This window comes from Stenotrophomonas sp. STEN020, assembly GCF_056760195.1.
Genome location: NZ_JBRREI010000029.1, coordinates 1 through 19255 on the forward strand (window position 1 = coordinate 1; position 19255 = coordinate 19255).

Sequence of the window (19255 nt, forward strand, 5' to 3'; positions counted from 1 at the left end):
CCCCCCCCCCCCTACGCGCCAAACCACCCCGCGCCCTGCCCAACCCCCAGAACCCCCCCCCCTCCCTTTAGCCCCCCCCCCCCCGCCGCGCCACCCCCCGCTCCCACAGGTGCACCGAAAAAAACCCCTGCCTAGCATGGCTCGGCATTACCGATCACAACGGCAGGCGATGCACGATGAAGTTGACCACGTTCTCCATCGCACCCGGATCAACATTGCTCAAACCGATCACCACATAGCCCAGCTCAGGCAGCACCACCAGTGATGCATTGGCGCCTGGCGCGCCACCCTCGTGCCCGTACTGCCGCTCGGCGCCCTGCCCGCTGACCATGAAGCCATAGCCATACCAGGCTTTGTTGTTCTGCGGTGATGTGGCCAACGCCAATGATTCGGGTGATATCAGCCGACCAGCGCGCAGTGCTTCGGAAAACTTCAGCATGTCGCCAATCGTGCTGTAGCCACCACCAGCTGATGTGCCGCGCCATGGCAGCGTTTTGGTTTCCTGCACCCACTCGCCGTCAACCTTGGCATAGGCAGTTGCGCGTCTGGGAACAAAGGTTGACTCAGGCTCCGAGCCGGTTGCGGCCATACCAGCGGGTCGATAAATATGTTGCTCCACGTAGTCGTAATACGACTGCCCGCTCACCGACTCGATGATAGAGCCGAGCAGGATGTAGCCGTAGTTCGAATAACCATCCTCACCACCCGGAGTTGAGCTCGGCGGCGCGGCACTGGCAAGGTTCCAGTAATCATTCAACGTCCGCAAGGATTGCGAACGCTTCTCGAATTCCTCGCCGAACACGTCACCCAGCCCGCTGGTGTGATTGAGCAGCTGGCGGATGCTGATTGCCCTGGCCACTTCCTGGTTCGGGTAGTTCCTCAGATGTGTGACGATCGCGTCATCCAGCGCCAGTTTGCCCGCCTCCTGCAACTGAAGGATGGCCACCGCAGTAAACATCTTGTTCAATGAGGCCAGCCGGAACCGGGTGGTTTCATCAACGCCAACAGCGCGCTCGCGATCAGCTGCGCCGCCGCGCCAGGACAACAAAACTTTGCCGCTCTTCGCCACCACCAATGCACCGGACAAGGTATCGGCAGCACGCGCGGAATCCAACCGTGCCTTGCCTGCCGCCAGCACCGCTGTCCGCGACATCCGCTGTGGCTTGAATTCATCTGGCAGATCCATCCCTTCCAGCTGCAGCTTGGTAACATCAAACCGATCCGCAGGATCCAGATCCAGTGTCGCCAGCACCCCGCGATCGGTCATTTCGGACAGCAAGATCAGCTGCGCATTGCCCGCCGTGCTGGATTTGACTCCCAGCAATTTGAACGTACCCAGTGATTGGCGGATATCCAGAAAGCGCTGCGCCTCCTGCCCCACCTTGTAGTCGGTCAAAAACGTCTGCAGCGCTTCGCGCTCACCGCTGTTGTATGCAGCAAGCCACAAATTGAATACCTGCTCGGCATGGGCATCAGGCAAGGGCTGCTTGGCAGCGGCCAAAGTTGAAAAGCCAAGCAGAGCTGCAACAGCAAATGACTTCAAACGCATAAGCCAACCGATCCTTTCATTGCCAGCAGCAGCTGTAGTGCCGAGCCATGCTCGGCAGGGGCACTACCGACCAAATTCGGTCGTAGGAGCGACGTCAGCCGCGAAGCAGACAATCCAATAGAGAAGAAGCCAACCCCTCCCCGTCCCTCCCCTTCGCTTTGCGAAAGGGAGGGAGACAAGCCGGCCGGTGCATTGGGAAAGCTCCTGCCGAGCATGGCTCGGCACTACATCAGGTCTGTTTTTCTTCTGCGCGGCTGCTGCGAATCAGGCTGAACGCAAAACCCGCTACCGCCAGCGCGCCCAGCACCAATACCACCCACAACACGATGTTCTTCCAATCGCGCGGCGCGTCGACCTGCTGATAGGCCGCATCGCCGGCACGCTGCGCGCCCGCGCCCAACGTCGCTGCGACCGGCTGCCATTGCGCGCCGTTATGAGCACGCAATGCCGCCAACATCGGATCCAGCGCTGCCTGCGCCTTGCCCTCATCCGCACTGCCTGCAACCAACAGGTAAGGCGCGCGGCCCTGCGCAAGAAACACCACGCTGCCGGGGCGATAGCCCAAACGCAAGGTTGGCGCAGCAGCAGGTACCGCGCCGGGCTCTGCCTGCAGACGCCACTGCCTGTCATCAACGATGCCCGACGTTTCCAGCGGCGGTGAACGCTGCTGCTTGCCGGCTTGGCTGAGATTCCACGCATTCCACCCACTGGTCAGCGTCTGCCAGACCGGTTCACCGTCGGCGGCCCGTGTGCGGTCTTCATCGCGACTGGAGACTGTCCAGCTCACCGCGCTGTTCGGCGGCATCAGCACATCCAATCGCTGCACCGGGAATCGCCCCTGCAAGCGGTACAGATAGCCGTCCTTGCCGTTGCCACCAGCAGCCGCCTGCAGTTCCTGCCACTGCCAATCGCCAGCCTCGACCGCATCGGCGAACTCGCCGCGCAGACCCTGCAACTGCGGCGCGCCGCTACGCTGCAGAGGTACCAGACGCAGATAGCGCAGACCTGATTCGACCTTGATGCTGTTGCTGCGCAGCTCGTTGCCCTGGTTGCGCAGCTGCACCAACCGCACCTGCGGATCCAGCACCTGCCAACCGCGCAGGTCGTCGCTGCCTTCGAGGCGATAGCCCAGATCCAGGGTTGCCGCCGTATCACTCCAATCAACCAGCAGTTTGTGCAGCTTGCCTGCCTCGTCACCGAGATCGATCAGCCATACCGGATCAGCGCTGCCGGCCGCGGTTGCCGCGCCCACCGAATTGCGGATGGATACCACTTTGCCAGCGGTATCGCGTTCCACCACGATGCTCAGGTCCTCATCGCCGCCCGCGCTGGCTGCAGGTAGTGCAAACCATTGCAGCGGCGCGATACGCAGCGCGCCGCCCAGCGGCGTTGCAGCGGCATACACCGCGCTGGCCACCGGCTTGCCGTCAGCATCGATCACCCGCACATCGCGCAGGTCACGCCAATGCACCGCCGAATACACCGTTGCATCCAGCGGCACCCGGTAGGCGCCAGCATCAGGCTGCGACAACCGCAGCGGCCATTGCCGGGCGAAGTCGTCAGCGGCCATTGCACTGAAAGGCAGCAAGGCCAGTACCAGCAGGCGCTTGATCATGCGGTTGTTTCCTCGTTGTTTGTAGCAGCACCCAGCCGTCGTGGCGGTGCTGGCGCCAGCCAGCCCACCAAGGTGCACAGCAATCCGTAGGCGATGAAGGCACCGATACCGAGCAGATCGCCAAGATTGCCGCGGTCTACCAGCAGCAGCTTTGCCAGCACCACGCTCATCAGGATGGCACCGGCCAACCACAGTCCCCATTGGCCACGACGCGAACCGCTGATCCAGCCGATCACACCCAGCAGACTCCACACCACGGTCAGGCTGGTCTGCGCCAATTTGGTGCCCAGCAGGCTGTCATTCCACGGCACATCACCCCAGTGATGCACGGCGCGCAACGTCATTATCGTGACCAGTACCAATGCAGCTACTGCCGTGCCCACCAACTGCATCGGCAACACCGCTGCGCCAGCGTTCTGGCGCAGGCGCATTGCCAGCAACGCAAGCACGGCGATCTCCGCAAGTTCCAGCGGATTGAACACGACAATCCATGGCAGCGGTGCAGCCGAGCCGGAACTGGCCAAGGAGGTCAACCACCACAAGCCCAACACCGCGAATACTGCCATCTGCAAGGCTGGGCGATAGCGACCAAACGCCTCCCCGAGCGGCTGCGACAGCCACGCCCAGCGATACATCGACAGCACCGCCAGCAGCAGCCACGGCAGCGCCAGCAACATGCCTACCCAGCCTTCGGCCAAGTTGAAGCGATCGCCGATATGCCACGCCAGCAGCGACAGCACGGTCGGCCACAGCAGCCACCACGCCAGCTGCGCCAAACCGGCGACCGTCCCGCTGCCCGCGCGCAGGCACAACAGGCTGCGCACGCCCAAGGCGGCAAATGCCGCCCACGCAATCGCCCCATAGCCAGCGAACGGTTGTCCGTACTCAGACACCTGCAGGAACGCCACCGGGAAGGCCATCACCAGACAGCCCAGCGTGGTCAAAGACAGCGCCAACGCGGGTGTACGCCGTTGCACTTCCGCCGCCAGCCAACCGGTCACACCGAGCAGCAGCAACACTGCGTGCAGGCGACTGTCGATCTCGACGAAATCACCGATTTCCAGGATCACATTGCCCAGCCACCACGCCAGCGCCCACAGGTAAGCAATCGTAGCCACCTGCAGATTGCCCGCGCTCCGATACCACCATGCGGTAGCGAAGCCGGCCACGGCGATCAGCAAGGCGCCCATGAAGGCGGCGTTGGCAATGGCGGTAGTCGCACTGAGATGGCTGCCCGACACACCGATCGCCAAAGCGGCCGCAGCGGCCAACTGCAGGCCGATGCCGGTCCAGCGCGCCAGTCGGCGGTCCTGGGTCAAGCCCAGCCAGACCAGTCCTGCGCCCTCCAGAGCGAACACCGATGCGGTTGCCTTGGCCGACAAGGCCAGCGGAACCGCCAAGGTGGCAAAGCCCACGGCGAGAATGGCGTAACCGCGTGCCAACACATTCAAGCGTTCGTTGTTGATCAGCGCGCGCGCCAACACTGCATACAGTGCAGCCACACCCAATGCGCAGAACGCCAACGGCATGCGGTCACCCTGCAGCAACGCGGCCTGCAACGAGAATGCGATCAGCGGCGTACCAAACAACAGGCAGCCATCGATGCGCGCACTGCCGGCAGTGCTGGCTTTGCGGGCGTACAACAGCGGCAACAACAGATAGAACACGAAGAACAACACCAGGAATGGCTGGGTGCTGCTGAAATTGACCGGCTCGTACTTCAGCACGCCCCAGCCGGTACCAATGCCCCAGGTGAAAACAAAACCAAGCAGGTTGAGGATGCGCCACGGCCGCACCCAGGCAATGGCGAAGATGCCGACATTGAGCAAGGCGTAATACGAGAACAAGGCGACATGGTTGCCGTGACCGTCCGACAGCCAGATCGGCGCCATGAAGCCGGCCAGCACGCCAAGAATGGCAAGGGTTCTGCTTTCCTGCAGCACCGCCATCACCGACAAGCCGGCGATCAACACCACGCTCAACCCGAACGCCGGCGCGACGCCGATCATTCCGTAGTTCTTGCAGGCGGAAAACACCACCAGCAACAGAATGCCGATCATGCCACCCTGCATTGCCAGCGCGAAGGTGCGGTGGCTCTCGCGCTTGCGCCACGCGAATACCAGACCCGCCAAGGCGGCGGCGCTGATGCCGGCCAGGCGCAGGCTCGGCGGCACCACGAACCAGCCCTGGTCGCTTGCGTACTTCAGCAAGGCGGCGACGCCAGCCAGCAGCACCAGCATGCCGACCTTGACCGGCACGTTGCCGCTGGTCAGCCATTGTTTGGCGTAGGCCAGTGCGCGTTCGATGAAATTGGGTTCGGCCGGCTCGGCGGGTGTCCATGTCCGCTCCGGCGGTGGCTCGCGGCGGGCAGGAATGGGCCGACGGGGCTCGCTCGCCAGTGGATCGAGCGGGTCTGGCCGGGGCGGCAAAGGCGGTGGTGCTGGCGAGACAGCGACCGGCTCAGCCGCAGTCGGCGGCGATGCCACCGCCAACGGCTCGACAAGGGATTGATCTGAATCGGGCTCAACCTCGGGCTCCGCCCAAGCGTACGGCCGGATGGCCTCGGCGCGCTGCCTGCGTGGTGCGGCTTCCGTCTCGCCAGCATCCAGCCGCTCTTCCAGCGCTGCCACGCGGCGCTTGAGCGAGGACACCGATACCAAGGCAGCCACCAGCAACACCGGCATCGCCAGCGCGGCCAGTACCAGCAGCACTATCAACAACACCCAACCCTCGTCCATTGATCATCCTTGTGCACCTGAACGTGCTGCATCACCTTATCCGCGCCACCTGAAAACGCAAGGTGCCCCCAGTCAGCTTCAGCCCGCGCCCTGCGGCGCAATGCTGTCAGCCCGCGCGTTTGAGCTGCGTTTAGCCCCGGACTGTACTTTTGTGGGTGGGGGGTAAGCCGCGAAGCAGGTACATCATCAGTTGGCACACATACCAAGGGTTTCAGCCCCCCAGCTTCGCGGCTTACGCCGCTCCCACACAGAACGATGCTCACGCATCGGCTTGGTAATCGTGTGGTGGGCGGACAGCATCAGCCATACAGCGAGGCTTCCTCAGCATCGCGCTGGCGATCATCGAAGTCAGAGCGCGCCTGATCCATCTGCGGCTGGTGTGCCCACGCCCATTGCAGCAAGGCATCGACTGGTTGCAGCAGGGATTTCCCCAGTTCAGTCAACGCGTAGTCCACCTGCGGCGGTACGGTCGGGTAGACGCTGCGGCTGACCAGACCATCACGCTCCAGGCCACGCAGCGTACGCGCCAGCATGCGCGGCGACACCCCGCTCAGCTCGCGCCGCAGCTGATTGAAACGGCGGGGTTGTTCGCGCAATGCGATTACCGCCAACAGACTCCATTTCTCGCCGACGCGATCCAGCAGAAGCCGCATCTGTTGGCAATACGCGGCGTCTTCACTTGCCGCTGGGCCAGTATCACCGGTGTGAGTTGCTGTCATCGGCGTGCCTCCTTGTGGCCTGGAACCGCGCACCCATCAATAGAGCATGTCGACGCAGGTGGGCGCCAGCCCAGCAACGCGGCCCCAACAACCAAGGAGTCACCGATGTCCAACCTGATCCTCCGCAATGAACTGCTGGGCCGTCCGTGGCCGGGCACCGATCCGTTCCTGTTCTGCGCCCATCATCTGGACCAGTACCCGCAGGCGACCGCCGAGCAGGGGGTGGACATGCGTCAGCTGGGCGGCCGCGAACTCGGCCATGACTTCAGCGGCAAGGACGGCTTCAGCATGTACCACGGGGTCAACGTGCCAGGCTTCCCCGCCCACCCGCACCGTGGCTTTGAAACCATCACCATCGTGCCGCAGGGCCTGGTAGACCACGCCGATTCGCTGGGTGCGACAGCACGCTACGGCGATGGCGACGTGCAGTGGCTAACCGCCGGTGGTGGCACCCAGCATTCGGAAATGTTCCCGCTGCGTTCGCGCGAACACGGCAACCCGCTGGATCTGTATCAGATCTGGCTGAACCTGCCGCCGCAAAACAAGATGGCTGATCCGGAATTCGTGATGCTGTGGGGCGAGAACATTCCCAACTACCGCATCGATGGCGTCGAGGTGAAGGTGATTGCCGGGCGCTATGTCCCGCAGGAGGCCGGCCATGCCGAGCTGCTGCCGCTGGCACCCGGGCGCAGCTCCTGGGCGGCCAATCCGCAGGCCGATGTAGCGGTTTGGCAAATCACCTTGCAGCCGGGCGCCTCGGTGATTTTGCCGCCGGCCGACGTGCAAGGCAGCAGACGCACGTTGTATTTCCACGACGGTAAGCAGCTGCAGCTGGACGGTGATGCGATCAGCGGGCCACGCTTGCTGGAAGTGGCCGCCGGCAGTGCGTTGCCGCTGCATAACAGTGGCGATGACGTAGTGCAGATCCTGTTGTTGCAGGGCGTGCCGATCGGCGCGCCGGTGGTGGCCTATGGTCCATTCGTGATGAACACTGCCGAGGAGATCGAGCAGGCCCGGCGCGATTATGGCCGCACCCAATTTGGTGGCTGGCCGTGGTCCAGCCATGGGCCGGTGCATGCGGCTGGGCAGGGGCGGTTTGCCAAGCATCCGGGAAGCGATGAGATTGAGTTGCCGCCTTCGGAGTAAAAGGCGGGCGAGTGTGTCACTTGCAACACCGGATAACCCGGGCAAGGACCTGGAGCACAAGCAATAGCAACAGCACCCCTCCCAACCCTCCCCTTCACCTTCGGTGAAAGGGAGGGCTCAAACGCAAGCAACAGCACCCCTCCCAACCCTCCCCTTCACCTTCGGTGAAAGGGAGGGCTCAAACGCAAGCAACAGCACCCCTCCCAACCCTCCCCTTCGCCTGCGGCGAAAGGGAGGGCTCTAAAAAAGCAGAACGGGCGCCTTTCGGCGCCCGTTCTGTTTGCAGCTATTGCGTGGATCAGGCGGCGACGACGCGCACCATTTCCAGGCACTTGTTGGAGTAGCCCCACTCGTTGTCGTACCAGCTGACCAGCTTGACGAAGGTGCCATCCAGGGCGATACCAGCTTCGGCGTCGAACACCGAGGTGTGGGTCTCGCCACGGAAGTCGGTGGCAACCACCTTGTCTTCGGTGTAACCGAGGATGCCCTTCAGCGCGCCTTCGCTCTGTGCCTTCACTTCGGCGCAGATTTCAGCGTAGGTGGCTTCCTTCTCCAGCTCGACGGTCAGGTCGACCACCGACACGTCCGAGGTCGGCACGCGGAAGCTCATGCCGGTCAGCTTCTTGTTCAATTCCGGGATCACCACGCCCACGGCCTTGGCAGCACCGGTGGAGGACGGAATGATGTTCTCCAGGATGCCGCGGCCGCCGCGCCAATCCTTGTTGGACGGGCCGTCAACGGTCTTCTGGGTAGCAGTGGCTGCGTGCACGGTGGTCATCAGGCCACGCTTGATGCCCCACTTGTCGTTGATGACCTTGGCCAGCGGGGCCAGGCAGTTGGTGGTGCACGAGGCGTTGGAGACGATGCTCTGACCGGCGTAGGTCTTGTGGTTCACGCCGAACACGAACATCGGCGTGTCGTCCTTGGACGGAGCCGACAGGATCACCTTCTTGGCGCCCGCGTCCAGATGCTTCTGCGCGGTTTCCTTGGTCAGGAACAGGCCGGTGGACTCGATCACCACGTCCACGCCCACTTCGTCCCACTTCAGGTTGGCCGGGTCGCGCTCCTGGGTGAGGCGGATCTTCTTGCCGTTGACCAGCAGGTCGCTGCCCGACACTTCCACGTCGGCCTTGAAACGGCCATGCACGGAGTCGTACTTGAGCATGTAAGCCAGGTAATCCGGCTCCAGCAGATCGTTGATGGCCACGATCTCGATGTCGTTGCCGAAGTTCAACACTGCCGAACGCAGCACATTGCGCCCGATGCGACCGAAACCGTTGATGCCGACCTTGATTGCCATGTTCACAAGCTCCTGCAGCCGCAAAACCGTTGCGGCGGGGTGGAAAGGGGACGCCATTCTAGCAGGACAGCTGCCGACCCCGTGGGCGGCCGCAGCTGAGCGCCAGCTGAGCGCAAACCCCTGTTTGATCAGGATCAAAGCGGTACCCGGGCGCTGACCGGACACTGGCGCCACCTCCACCAAGTAACGGAATTACACATGCGCAAGACCTCCGCCCTGCTGCTCTCCGCCATGGCCGCCGCCGTGTCCCTGGCTGCCGCCGGCCCCGCCATGGCCCAGTCCAAAGGCGATTGGACCCTGGGCGTCGGCGTCCACGCGGTTGACCCGAAGTCCGATGCCGGTGATCTGAACGGCGCCGCGCTGGGCCTGGGCAAGCTGTCCACCAAGGTCGACAGCGACGTCAAGCCGACCGTCACCTTTGAATACTTCGTCGCCGACAACATCGGTATCGAAGTGCTGGCAGCGCTGCCGTTCAAGCACGACGTCAGCATTGACGGCGTCGGCAAGGTCGGCGAAACCAAGCAGCTGCCGCCGGTGGTCTCGCTGCAGTACCACTTCACCAACAGCAGCAAGGTCACCCCATTCGTCGGCCTGGGCGTGAACTACACCAAGTTCTTCAGCACCGACAGCAAGGGCGCGCTGGCTGGCACCAAGCTCAAGCTGGAAGACTCCTGGGGCTTGGCCGCACACGCTGGCCTGGACTTCGCGGTCAGCGACAAGGGCGCACTGCGCGTTGACATGCGCTGGGCCGACATCGACACCAAGGTGAAGGTCAACGGCAACAAGCTGGGCACCGCCAAGATCGATCCGCTGGTGTACGGCGTGGCTTACGTCTTCAAGTTCTGAGGCTGGCCGCAGTTGATGGGTAAGTAAGTATTGCCCTCCCCCAGCGAACACGTCCCCGGCTACAAGCGGGGGCGTGTTTCGCCATCTGGCGCACGTAGCCGATGCCAGCGCAGCCGTTAGAATGGCGGCATGAACAAGCTCCACCGTCTCCTGATGCCCGCACTGGGCATCGCAATCGCTGTCTCCGCAACCCTCCCTGGCCAGGCACTGGCTTGGGGCGCGCAAGGCCACCGCCTGGTCGCGCGTATTGCTGAAACCCATCTGGACCCGCAGGCCAAAGCCGAAGTCGACCGGCTGCTGGCAAGCGAGCCCGGGGCAACCCTCAGCAGCATCGCGCCCTGGGCCGACCAGCTGCGCGCCAATGATCCCGACCTGGGCCGGAAGTCCGCCGGCTGGCATTACATCAACATGGCCGAGGACGGCTGCATCTACCAGCAGCCAAAGCACTGTGCCGATGGCAATTGTGTGGTGGAGGCGCTGAAGGCGCAGTCGGCAATCCTCGCCGACCGCAGCCGCAGCGACGGCGAACGCCTGCAAGCGCTGAAGTTCGTGGTGCATCTGGTCGGTGACCTGCACCAGCCGCTGCACGCCGGTTACGGCCACGATCGCGGCGGCAACACCTACCAGCTGCAGTTCAACGGCCGCGGTACCAACCTGCATTCGGTCTGGGACAGCGGCATGTTCTATCCGCTGCAGCTTAACGATGACCAGTTCCTGCAACGTCTGCAGGCGCTGCCAGCTCCGGTACGAACACGCGCACCAGACCTGCAGCGCGATCCGGCCATGTGGGCCGAGCAGACCTGCCGTATCGCCACCCGCAAAGGCCTGTACCCGAGCGGCCACAAGATCGACGAGCGCTACACCGCTGTGTGGGAACCGGTTGCCGAGGCTCAGCTTCGTCTGGGCGGTGAACAGCTGGCTGCCTTGTTGAACCAGCTGCTCGATACTCCCTGAGCAATCAACGCGCCTGCACCAAGTGCAGGCGCATGTTCAGTGCAAGGCGTCCTCGCGCCGCACCATTGCCCTGCCCTCAATCACTTCGAAGGTGAAGGCATAGGCCAGGGTTACCGGCACTACCTCGATACGTGACGCGTTGCTGCAGTCTCCGCTCGACCGCGCCTGCACACCCGCAGCGTAATGACAGACGGCAGCTGGCTCGAACGACCATTCTGCGGTGGCTGTCAGCGCGGCCTGCAGCAGACCTGCATTGCCCGCACCACTTCCCGCGCCGCAGGCCGAATGCGCCAACAGAGGTGCGCTGCGTTCCACCCGGCCCTGCGCATCAAGGATGACATTCACGCATACCGTGGTGGCATCCAGCGAACGCTTGGCGTACTCCGACGGCAATACCGGATCAGCGGCGCTGACCGCAACCGGCATACGGAAGCTTTCCGTCGCCGCCAGCTGATAGGGCTGTATCTCGCCTGCACCGCCGGACGACTCGGGCGTCAGCATCTGCCGGTGCTGGTTGAGGTTGAAACTGGTGCTCGCCTGCTCTTTCGCCGGCTGCGTCGCACAGCCGGCAAGCATTAGCGCTGCCAGCATCACAGCATGCCCGCGCACCTCAGCCCCTGCTCTGGGTTTCGGTGTATTCCATTTCCTCATCATCCATATCAAACGAGATCGGTACCCGGATGACACCGGCTACCGGCTTGCCGTCCTTCATCGCCGGCGTGAACTGCCACTGCCTCGCAGCGGCAATCGACGTCGCCTCGAACACACCCTTGGGGTGCGCCTCGATGACGACCACGTCGGTCGCCCGGCCTTCGGCGTCCACCGCGATACGCAGCACCACCTTGCCCGTGGTGCGATTGTCCATCGCAGCGCGCGGATAGCTGGGCGGCGGCATCCGCCCGGCATTCGGCAAGCCAACCTGTTCGGCCTTGTCGGACGCTTTCGATACGATGGCTGGATCTCCAGCGGCCAAGGCAATCGATCGCAGCTCCAGCACCCAGGTCGAGCGCCCGTCGGCCGTGGACACTTCGATGCCTGCAGCCACATCGGGCTTGATCAACAAGGTCGGCGACGAGATCAGATCCCCGTTCGCCTTCAACGTACCTTTCAGCGCGAGCATGCCGTCAGCTGCAGGCTGCAGGATGAACTCCGCCGCCCACTGCACGCCCTTGTCCGAGCTGGCGCTGAAGGAGAACGGCGTGCCCGCCGACTGCTGCAGCTCGAAGCGTTGCTTGGTGCCTTCCAGCGTGGCCTCCACGAAGGTTGCATATACCGTGCCCTTGCCGGCCGTTGTGGATGTCGACGAAGAAGAAGACGATGTCGACGTGGAGGTGGAGGTGGGTACAGCCTTGCCCGGCTGCGCGGCCCAGGCGGTATAGCCTAAAGCGGACGACAAGCCCAACGACAGCACCAACATGGCACACCACTGCTTCCTGCCCGGTACGGGACGCTTCAACATGGCAATACGCTCCTTCAATGGATGATGGTTCTGCCAGTGACACCCCACCGGCAACGGGGATGCGGCAAGCCCGGTCTTGAGCATGGCCTCGCCGTAACTGCGGCGTGCACCTGATACCTGCGCAATCACACGTTCATCGCAGGACAACTCCTGGTCTTCCCGGCAACAACGCAAGCCGAACAACAACAGCGGGTTGAACCAGTACAGGCACTGCATCAACGCCAGCAGTGCGTTGATCGCGATGTCGCCGCGTTGCAGATGCACGCGCTCATGCAACAGCACCAGTTGCTGTTCGATCGGCAGATAGCGTTGTTCAAAGCCGGCCGGCAACACGATCCGCGGCCACAACAAGCCCATCGCCGCAGGCAACCCCGCCACGGCCTGCGCCTGCCACAGGCCGTCATCGCGTTGACTGAGCCGCCCCAGCCCCTGCTGGAATTTCCGCTGCTGGCGATACAGGCGCAACGCCATCAGCAACACTCCGGCGAGCCACGCGCAGCACAGCCACAACGGCCAATGCGCTATCACCGCGGGACCGGCAACCACCGCCTGCCCAACCTGTACGGCCACTTCACTGACCCGCATCGGCACGGGCGCCGCCTGTGGTGCGGGCAACATCACCGCCAGCAGCGTCACCGGCAACAACAACCACAACAGATAGGCAGCACTTGCCCCAAGCCAACAGCGCAGCGGCCTCCGCAGGATCAACGCCAGCGCAACCGCCGCACTGCTGGCGAGGGTGGTCTTCAGCAACAGCGCAAGGATCTCAGTGCTGCTCATCGTCGAGCCCCTCCAGCAGTTTGCGCAGCTCGGCCACGTCCTCGCGGCTGAGCCGCTGGTGCTGGCTGAAATGGGCGACCAGCGGCGCAACCCGGCCATCAAACAGGCGCTCGATCAGGCTGCTGCTCTCCTCCAGCAACCAGGCGTCGCGCTGCACCAGCGGCGTATACAGAAAACGCCGCCCCTCCTTGGTTGCAGTGATGGCAGCTTTGTTGAGCAGGCGGTTGAGCAGGGTCTTGACCGTGGCCTCGGCCCAGTCATTGCCGCCGGGCAGTCGCGCGATGACCTCGTCTGCAGACAGCGGGTGCTGCCCCCAAAGGACTTCCATGACAACGGCCTCGGCCTCGCTGATACGGATCATCGTTTACGCCTGTAATTTTTTACGATTACACGAGTAAACGAAAGCCCTGTCAAGCCCTCACCAAGTGATTCAGGGGGGACATGCTGTAATGCCGACACCCCCGCAGATACCGGACACCATGCCCCATCACGTGACCGACCTCGACGCCGCCGTGGACTGGCTGCTGAGCAACATCCAAGGCCCACTGCGCATCGGCGCACCACTGGCGCTGGGCAAACCGCACCGTTTGCTCAATGCCTTGTACGCGCGTATCGAACACGACCCGGCGCGGCCGCTGCAGTTGTATACCGCCTTGTCGCTGAACCCGCCGAAGGCGAAGGGCGACGGACTGGAAGCGCGCTTCATGCGCCCGTTCGTCGAGCGCCACTTCGGCGCCGACTTCCCGCGCCTTGCCTACTCCGACGCCATCGCCCGCGATGGGTTGCCTGCACATGTGCAGGTGGAAGAGTTCTACATGCAATCCGGCGCGCTGCTGCGGTCGACCCAGGCGCAGCGCTACTACACCAGCCTAAACTACACGCATGCCGCCGATGCCGTGGCGCAGCGCGCGCCGAATGCGATCGTGCAGAAAGTGGCCTACCGCGAAGGCAGCAACCAGCTATCGCTGTCGTGCAACAACGACATCACCCAGGACACGCTGGATGCCATCGCCGCGCGCGGCCTGCCCAAGCCCCTGTTGATCGCCGAGATCGATCCGCGATTACCGTGGCTGGGCGGCACCGCCGCCGTCGATCCCGATTTCTTCGATCTGGTGATCACCCCGCCCGGCCCCTATCCGCAGCTGTTCGGCCTGCCACGGCAACCGGTCAGCGATGCCGACTACGCCATCGGCCTGTACGCCAGCACCCTGGTGCGCGACGGCGGCACCTTGCAGATCGGCATCGGCACCCTGGCCGACGCACTCAGCCACGCACTGGTGCTGCGACACACCGACAACGCGCGCTACCGCCAGATCCTGCATGCACTGGACCCGCAACTCACCGAACACCCGCTGGTGCACGAAGCTGGCGGACTGGGCCCGTTCGAGATCGGCCTGTACGGCTGCAGCGAGATGCTCAACGAAGGCTTCCGCAAGCTGGTGCAGACCGGCGTGATCTGGCGCAAGGTGCATGATGATCTTGGCCTGATGCAACGCTTGGCCGACGGCACCGCCAGCAACGGCGACCGCGGCCGTCTGGCACGCGAAGGCGAGTACCTGCATGGCGCTTTCTATCTCGGTTCACCCGAATTCTACGAGTGGCTGCGCAACCTGCCCGAGGCCGAACGCAGCGCCATCGGCATGCGGCGCATCAGCGAGATCAATCAGCTCTACGGCGGCAACGAGGCGCTGGAACGCCTGCAACGGCGCGATGCGCGCTTCTTCAACTCCTGCATGATTGCCAGCGCACTGGGCGCGGCAGCATCGGATGCGCTGGAGGACGGCCGCGTGGTCTCCGGCGTCGGCGGACAGTACAACTTCGTGGCAATGGCGCATGCCCTGCCCGATGCACGCAGCATCCTGATGTTCCGCGCGACCCGCGAAGACGCTGGCAAGCCACAATCAAATGTGCGCTGGAACTACGGCCACACCACCATTCCGCGTCACCTGCGCGATGTCTTCGTCAACGAATACGGCATCGCCGACCTGCGCAACATGACCGACGAAGACTGCGTCATCGCCATGACCAGCATTACCGATGCGGCATTCCAGCCGGCGCTGTTTGATCAAGCCAAGGCTTCGAAGAAACTCGCAGCCGGCTTCAGCGCGCCAGCACATTGGCTACAGAACCGCGCCGACGTGTTGCGCGCCAAACTGGCCCCGTTCCGCGCCGATGGCAGCCTGCCGGATTACCCGCTGGGCAGTGACTTTGATGCCGTCGAGCAGGATCTGGTGCGGGCCTTGGGCTGGCTGAAGTCTGCGACTGCGACGCCGATGGGAAAGCTGCGTACCGTAGTCGCAGCACTGCGCCAGCCGGCTGCCGAAAACGATGCGATGTACATGCAGCGGATGGGGCTGGAGCGGCCGGGCAGTTTTGATGAGCGGCTCAATGCCGGGTTGCTGCGGGTGGGTCTGGCGCGGAGTGCGGGGAAAGTTTGATGGTGTGCATCGCAATCTGATCGCACAAAGAGAAGGCTGATTTTGTAGGAGCGGCAGGGATACCGGGCGAGCCCCCTGCCGAGCATGGCTCGGCGCTACAGTTGGAGCGTAACCAAAACAAAGGCCGGGTTTCCCCGGCCTCTGTTCAAGACTTGCGATGCAAGGCGATCGATCAGCCCGCGATCTGTGCCTTGGCTGCTGCCACAACCGCTTCGGTGGTGATGCCGAAGTGCTTGTACAGCTTGTCGGCCGGGGCCGATGCGCCGAAGGTGTCCAGACCGATGACCGCACCGTCCAGGCCCACGTACTGGCGCCAGAAACCGGTGACGCCGGCTTCGACCGCAACGCGCTTGCGCACAGCGTTCGGCAACACGGACTCGCGGTAAGCCGCGTCCTGGCGATCGAACACGTCGGTGCACGGCATCGACACCACGCGGGTCTTGATGCCGGCAGCGTCCAGCTCGGCCTTGGCAGCTACGGCCAGGCCAATTTCCGAACCGGTGCCGATCAGGATCACGTCCGGGGTACCGGCGGCGTCAGCCAACACGTAACCACCGCGCTCGATCTGCTGCACCTGCTCGGCCGTACGCGGCTGCGGGGCCAGGTTCTGGCGGCTGAAGATCAGGCAGCTCGGGCCATCCTTGCGGACGATGGCAGCCTTCCAGCTGACCGCCGATTCGGCCGCATCGCAGGGACGCCACACATCGTTGTTGGGGATGTAGCGCAGCGAGGACACGTGCTCCACCGGCTGGTGGGTCGGGCCGTCTTCGCCCAGGCCGATCGAATCGTGGGTGAACACGTGGATGACGTGCGCCGGGATCAGCGCGCTCATGCGCAGCGCGTTGCGGGCGTAGTCGCTGAACACCAGGAAGGTGGCGTCGAACGGCAGGAAACCGCCGTGCAGGGCCAAGCCATTGGCAATCGCGCTCATGCCGAACTCACGCACGCCGTAGTGCACGTAGTTGGCATGCGGGTCTTCGCCGACCACGGTCTGCGCACCCTTCCACAGGGTCAGGTTGGAACCGGCCAGGTCAGCCGAGCCGCCGATGATTTCCGGCAGCAGCGGCGCAAAGGCCTGGATCGCGTTCTGCGACGCCTTGCGCGAGGCGATGTTCGGCGCTTCGGCCTGCACCTGGGCGATATAGGCATCGGCCTGGGCAATGAAGTCAGCCGGCAGCTCGCCGTGCGAACGACGGGTCAGTTCGTCGGCATCGGACGGGAACTGTGCAGCGTACTTGTCGAACAGCTGCTCCCACTCGGCCTGACGCAGGGTGCCGGTGCCGCCAGCGCGCCAGCCGCCATAGATCTCTTCCGGGATCTCGAACGGGCCGTACGGCCAGTTCAGCGCCTTGCGGGTGGCTTCCAGTTCGTCCTTGCCCAGCGGTGCGCCGTGGCTGGATTCCTGGCCGGCCTTGTTCGGCGAGCCAAAACCAATGGTGGTCTTGCAGCAGATCAGGGTCGGCTTGTCGAACTGCGACAGCGCCTGCTCGATGCCGGCCTTGATGCTTTCCGGATCGTGGCCGTCGACGCCGCGCACCACGTTCCAGCCATAGGCTTCAAAACGTGCCGGGGTGTTGTCGGTGAACCAGCCTTCCACTTCACCGTCGATGGAGATGTTGTTGTCATCCCAGAAGCAGACCAGCTTGTTCAGGCCCCAGGTACCGGCCAGCGATGCGGCTTCATGCGAGATGCCTTCCATCAGGCAGCCGTCGCCCATGAACACCCAGGTACGGTGGTCGACGACTTCGAACTCGGGACGGTTGTAGCGCTGCGACAGCAGCTTTTCCGCCAGCGCAAAGCCCACGGCGTTGGCCAGGCCCTGACCCAGCGGGCCGGTGGTGGTTTCCACGCCCGGGGTTTCATGACGCTCCGGGTGACCGGCGGTCTTGCTGCCCAGCTGGCGGAAGGCCTTCAGTTCTTCGATCGGCAGGTCGTAGCCGCTCAGGTGCAGCAGCGCGTAGTGCAGCATCGAGCCGTGACCGTTGGACAGCACGAAACGGTCGCGGTTGAACCACTTCGGGTTGTTCGGGTTGTGACGGAGATAGTCGTTCCAGAGCACTTCGGCGATATCGGCCATGCCCATCGGCATGCCGGGATGACCGGACTTGGCGGCTTCTACCGCATCAGCGGCAAGGAAACGGATGGCGTTCGCCAACTGGCGGCGGGTGGGCTGCGTCATGGGTCGTCAGAATCAGGAGGCTCCCGCGGAACTGCGGGCGGCCTATTGTCCCACAAGCTACCGCCGGGATCAGTCCGGAAAAGCTGACGATAGTTTGCATTCGTTTCGGCTGATAGAAATGCGCCCCAAACAAAACGACCACTCTGAACAGGGTGGCCGTGGTTACCGTAAACCCACCGGAACTCAATCCTGCGGGTGATGCCGGCCGACGCTGTCGTCGCTCTCGCCGCGGGCCACCAGCGTGGTCAGAGCCAGGTCGCCGGTCACGTTCAGCGCGGTCCGGCACATGTCCAGGAAGTGGTTCACGCCCAGAATCAGGCCGATACCGGCCGGATTGACGCCGACCATGGCACAGATCAGCGCTACCACCGGCAACGAGCCGGACGGTACACCGGCCGTACCAATGCCACCGAGGATGCAGACCACCATCACCATGAACTGCTGGCCGATGCTCAGGTCCACGCCGAAGAACTGCGCCAGGAAGATCACCGTCACGCCCTCGAACAGCGCGGTGCCGTTCTGGTTGGCGGTGGCGCCGACGGTCAACACGAAGCGCGAGACCTTGTGCGGGAAGCCCATCTGGTCGGCCACGCGCAGCGCGGTCGGCAGGGTCGCATTGGACGACGCGGTGGAGAACGCCATCACCGTGGCTTCCTGCGTCTGCCGGAAGAACTGGATCGGCGAACGCCCGGCCAGCTTCACCGCGATGCCGTAGCTGACGAACATGTGCACCGCCAGCGCCAGCACCACCACGCCCACATAGGCACCGAGCTTGACCAGCAGGTCGAAGCCGAAGATGGCCGCCAGATTGAACATGAAGCAGGCCACCGCGTATGGCGCCAGGCGGATGACCAGATTGATCAGGGTCATCGAGATTTCGAACAGGCCCTCGATGGCCTTGCGCAGCGTGGCGACCTTTTCGGGCGGCGACAGCACCATGCCGATGCCCATCATCAGCGCGAAGAACATCAGCGACAGGATCTTGCCGTTGTCCGATGCCGCGTCGAGCACGTTGTTGGGCACGATCGACAGCAGCATGTCCAGGCCCTTGGGCGCGCTGCCTGCGCCGGCCACGATGGCCTGGCTGCGCTCGGCGTTCTCGGCCAGCAGCTTGGCGGCTACCGCGGGGTCGACACCGGCACCGGGCTGGAACAGATTGACCAGCACCAGCCCGATCAATACCGCCACACCAGACAGCACAACGGTATAAGCAAGCGACTTCCAGCCGATCCGCCCCAACGAGCGGATGTCGCCCATTTCCGACACGCCCATCACCAGCGCCGAGAAGATCAGCGGCACGATCAGCATGAAGATCAGGCTGAGGAACAGCCCGGAAACCGGCGTGGTCAGATAGGTGGTGACCGCGTGCACCCAGGCCGCGTCAGGGCTGACGAGGTGAACGAACAGGCCGAGCAGCAGACCGAAGCCGAAGCCGATCCCTATCTTCCAGTGGAACGGCATTTTGGCGGTGGTCTTGGCTGCATTGGCCATAAGTGGGTTTCCCTCCAGAGAATGGATCAGCTTAACAGACG

Annotated in this window: 14 protein-coding genes; 4 read left to right on the forward strand and 10 right to left on the reverse strand. The window is 63.7% G+C overall.

Features of this window, described 5'->3' with window-relative positions; all coding sequences use genetic code 11:
* Positions 1 to 154: 154 nt before the first annotated feature.
* The 4 genes from ACVOLZ_RS13150 to ACVOLZ_RS13165 form a co-directional block, all read right to left on the reverse strand.
* Entirely contained in the window at positions 155 to 1549 is a 1395-nt protein-coding gene (locus ACVOLZ_RS13150; protein WP_481516545.1) for a serine hydrolase domain-containing protein, read from the reverse strand.
* Between the two features lie 229 nt (positions 1550 to 1778).
* On the reverse strand, positions 1779 to 3164 hold the full coding sequence (locus tag ACVOLZ_RS13155) for a DUF3999 domain-containing protein (protein WP_481516546.1): 1386 nt from the start codon (positions 3162 to 3164) through the stop codon (positions 1779 to 1781).
* Complete coding sequence (locus ACVOLZ_RS13160) at positions 3161 to 5902, reverse strand: DUF2339 domain-containing protein (RefSeq protein ID WP_481516547.1); 2742 nt, start codon at positions 5900 to 5902, stop codon at positions 3161 to 3163. Before ACVOLZ_RS13160 ends, ACVOLZ_RS13155 begins: the two co-directional genes overlap by 4 nt.
* Positions 5903 to 6201: 299 nt before the next feature.
* A complete protein-coding gene (locus ACVOLZ_RS13165; RefSeq protein ID WP_481516548.1) occupies positions 6202 to 6621 on the reverse strand; it encodes a winged helix-turn-helix transcriptional regulator in 420 nt (139 codons plus the stop codon).
* Between the two features lie 105 nt (positions 6622 to 6726).
* Between ACVOLZ_RS13165 and ACVOLZ_RS13170 the strand changes: the two genes are divergently transcribed.
* Complete coding sequence (locus ACVOLZ_RS13170) at positions 6727 to 7767, forward strand: pirin family protein (protein WP_481516549.1); 1041 nt, start codon at positions 6727 to 6729, stop codon at positions 7765 to 7767.
* Between the two features lie 298 nt (positions 7768 to 8065).
* Here ACVOLZ_RS13170 and gap read toward each other — a convergent pair whose 3' ends face one another.
* A complete protein-coding gene (gene gap, locus ACVOLZ_RS13175) occupies positions 8066 to 9067 on the reverse strand; it encodes a type I glyceraldehyde-3-phosphate dehydrogenase (protein WP_282268943.1) in 1002 nt (333 codons plus the stop codon).
* Between the two features lie 198 nt (positions 9068 to 9265).
* Here gap and ACVOLZ_RS13180 point away from each other — a divergent pair, with 198 nt between their 5' ends.
* Both ACVOLZ_RS13180 and ACVOLZ_RS13185 read left to right on the forward strand, forming a co-directional pair.
* Positions 9266 to 9913: an OmpW/AlkL family protein gene (locus ACVOLZ_RS13180; RefSeq protein WP_481516550.1), complete on the forward strand. Its 648-nt coding sequence runs from the start codon at positions 9266 to 9268 to the stop codon at positions 9911 to 9913.
* A gap of 129 nt (positions 9914 to 10042) precedes the next feature.
* On the forward strand, positions 10043 to 10867 hold the full coding sequence (locus tag ACVOLZ_RS13185; protein ID WP_481516551.1) for a S1/P1 nuclease: 825 nt from the start codon (positions 10043 to 10045) through the stop codon (positions 10865 to 10867).
* A 36-nt stretch (positions 10868 to 10903) separates the two neighbouring features.
* Here ACVOLZ_RS13185 and ACVOLZ_RS13190 read toward each other — a convergent pair whose 3' ends face one another.
* The 3 genes from ACVOLZ_RS13190 to ACVOLZ_RS13200 are packed head-to-tail and all read right to left on the reverse strand — an operon-like array spanning position 10904 to position 13467.
* Positions 10904 to 11458, reverse strand: coding sequence for a hypothetical protein (locus tag ACVOLZ_RS13190; RefSeq protein WP_481516552.1), 555 nt, complete (start codon positions 11456 to 11458; stop codon positions 10904 to 10906).
* Between the two features lie 19 nt (positions 11459 to 11477).
* A complete protein-coding gene (locus ACVOLZ_RS13195) occupies positions 11478 to 13106 on the reverse strand; it encodes a TonB family protein (protein ID WP_481516553.1) in 1629 nt (542 codons plus the stop codon).
* A complete protein-coding gene (locus ACVOLZ_RS13200) occupies positions 13093 to 13467 on the reverse strand; it encodes a BlaI/MecI/CopY family transcriptional regulator (protein WP_481516554.1) in 375 nt (124 codons plus the stop codon). Before ACVOLZ_RS13200 ends, ACVOLZ_RS13195 begins: the two co-directional genes overlap by 14 nt.
* A 118-nt stretch (positions 13468 to 13585) precedes the next feature.
* Between ACVOLZ_RS13200 and ACVOLZ_RS13205 the strand changes: the two genes are divergently transcribed.
* On the forward strand, positions 13586 to 15544 hold the full coding sequence (locus ACVOLZ_RS13205; protein WP_481516585.1) for an acetyl-CoA hydrolase/transferase C-terminal domain-containing protein: 1959 nt from the start codon (positions 13586 to 13588) through the stop codon (positions 15542 to 15544).
* A gap of 172 nt (positions 15545 to 15716) precedes the next feature.
* On the opposite strand, the gene tkt is transcribed toward ACVOLZ_RS13205, so the two are convergent.
* Both tkt and ACVOLZ_RS13215 read right to left on the reverse strand, forming a co-directional pair.
* Positions 15717 to 17723 carry a transketolase gene (tkt, locus tag ACVOLZ_RS13210; protein WP_481516555.1) on the reverse strand — a complete coding sequence of 669 codons (2007 nt, stop codon included), beginning with the start codon at positions 17721 to 17723 and terminating at the stop codon, positions 15717 to 15719.
* Positions 17724 to 17906: 183 nt separating this feature from the next.
* Positions 17907 to 19214 carry a dicarboxylate/amino acid:cation symporter gene (locus ACVOLZ_RS13215; RefSeq protein ID WP_481516556.1) on the reverse strand — a complete coding sequence of 436 codons (1308 nt, stop codon included), beginning with the start codon at positions 19212 to 19214 and terminating at the stop codon, positions 17907 to 17909.
* Positions 19215 to 19255: the final 41 nt, after the last annotated feature.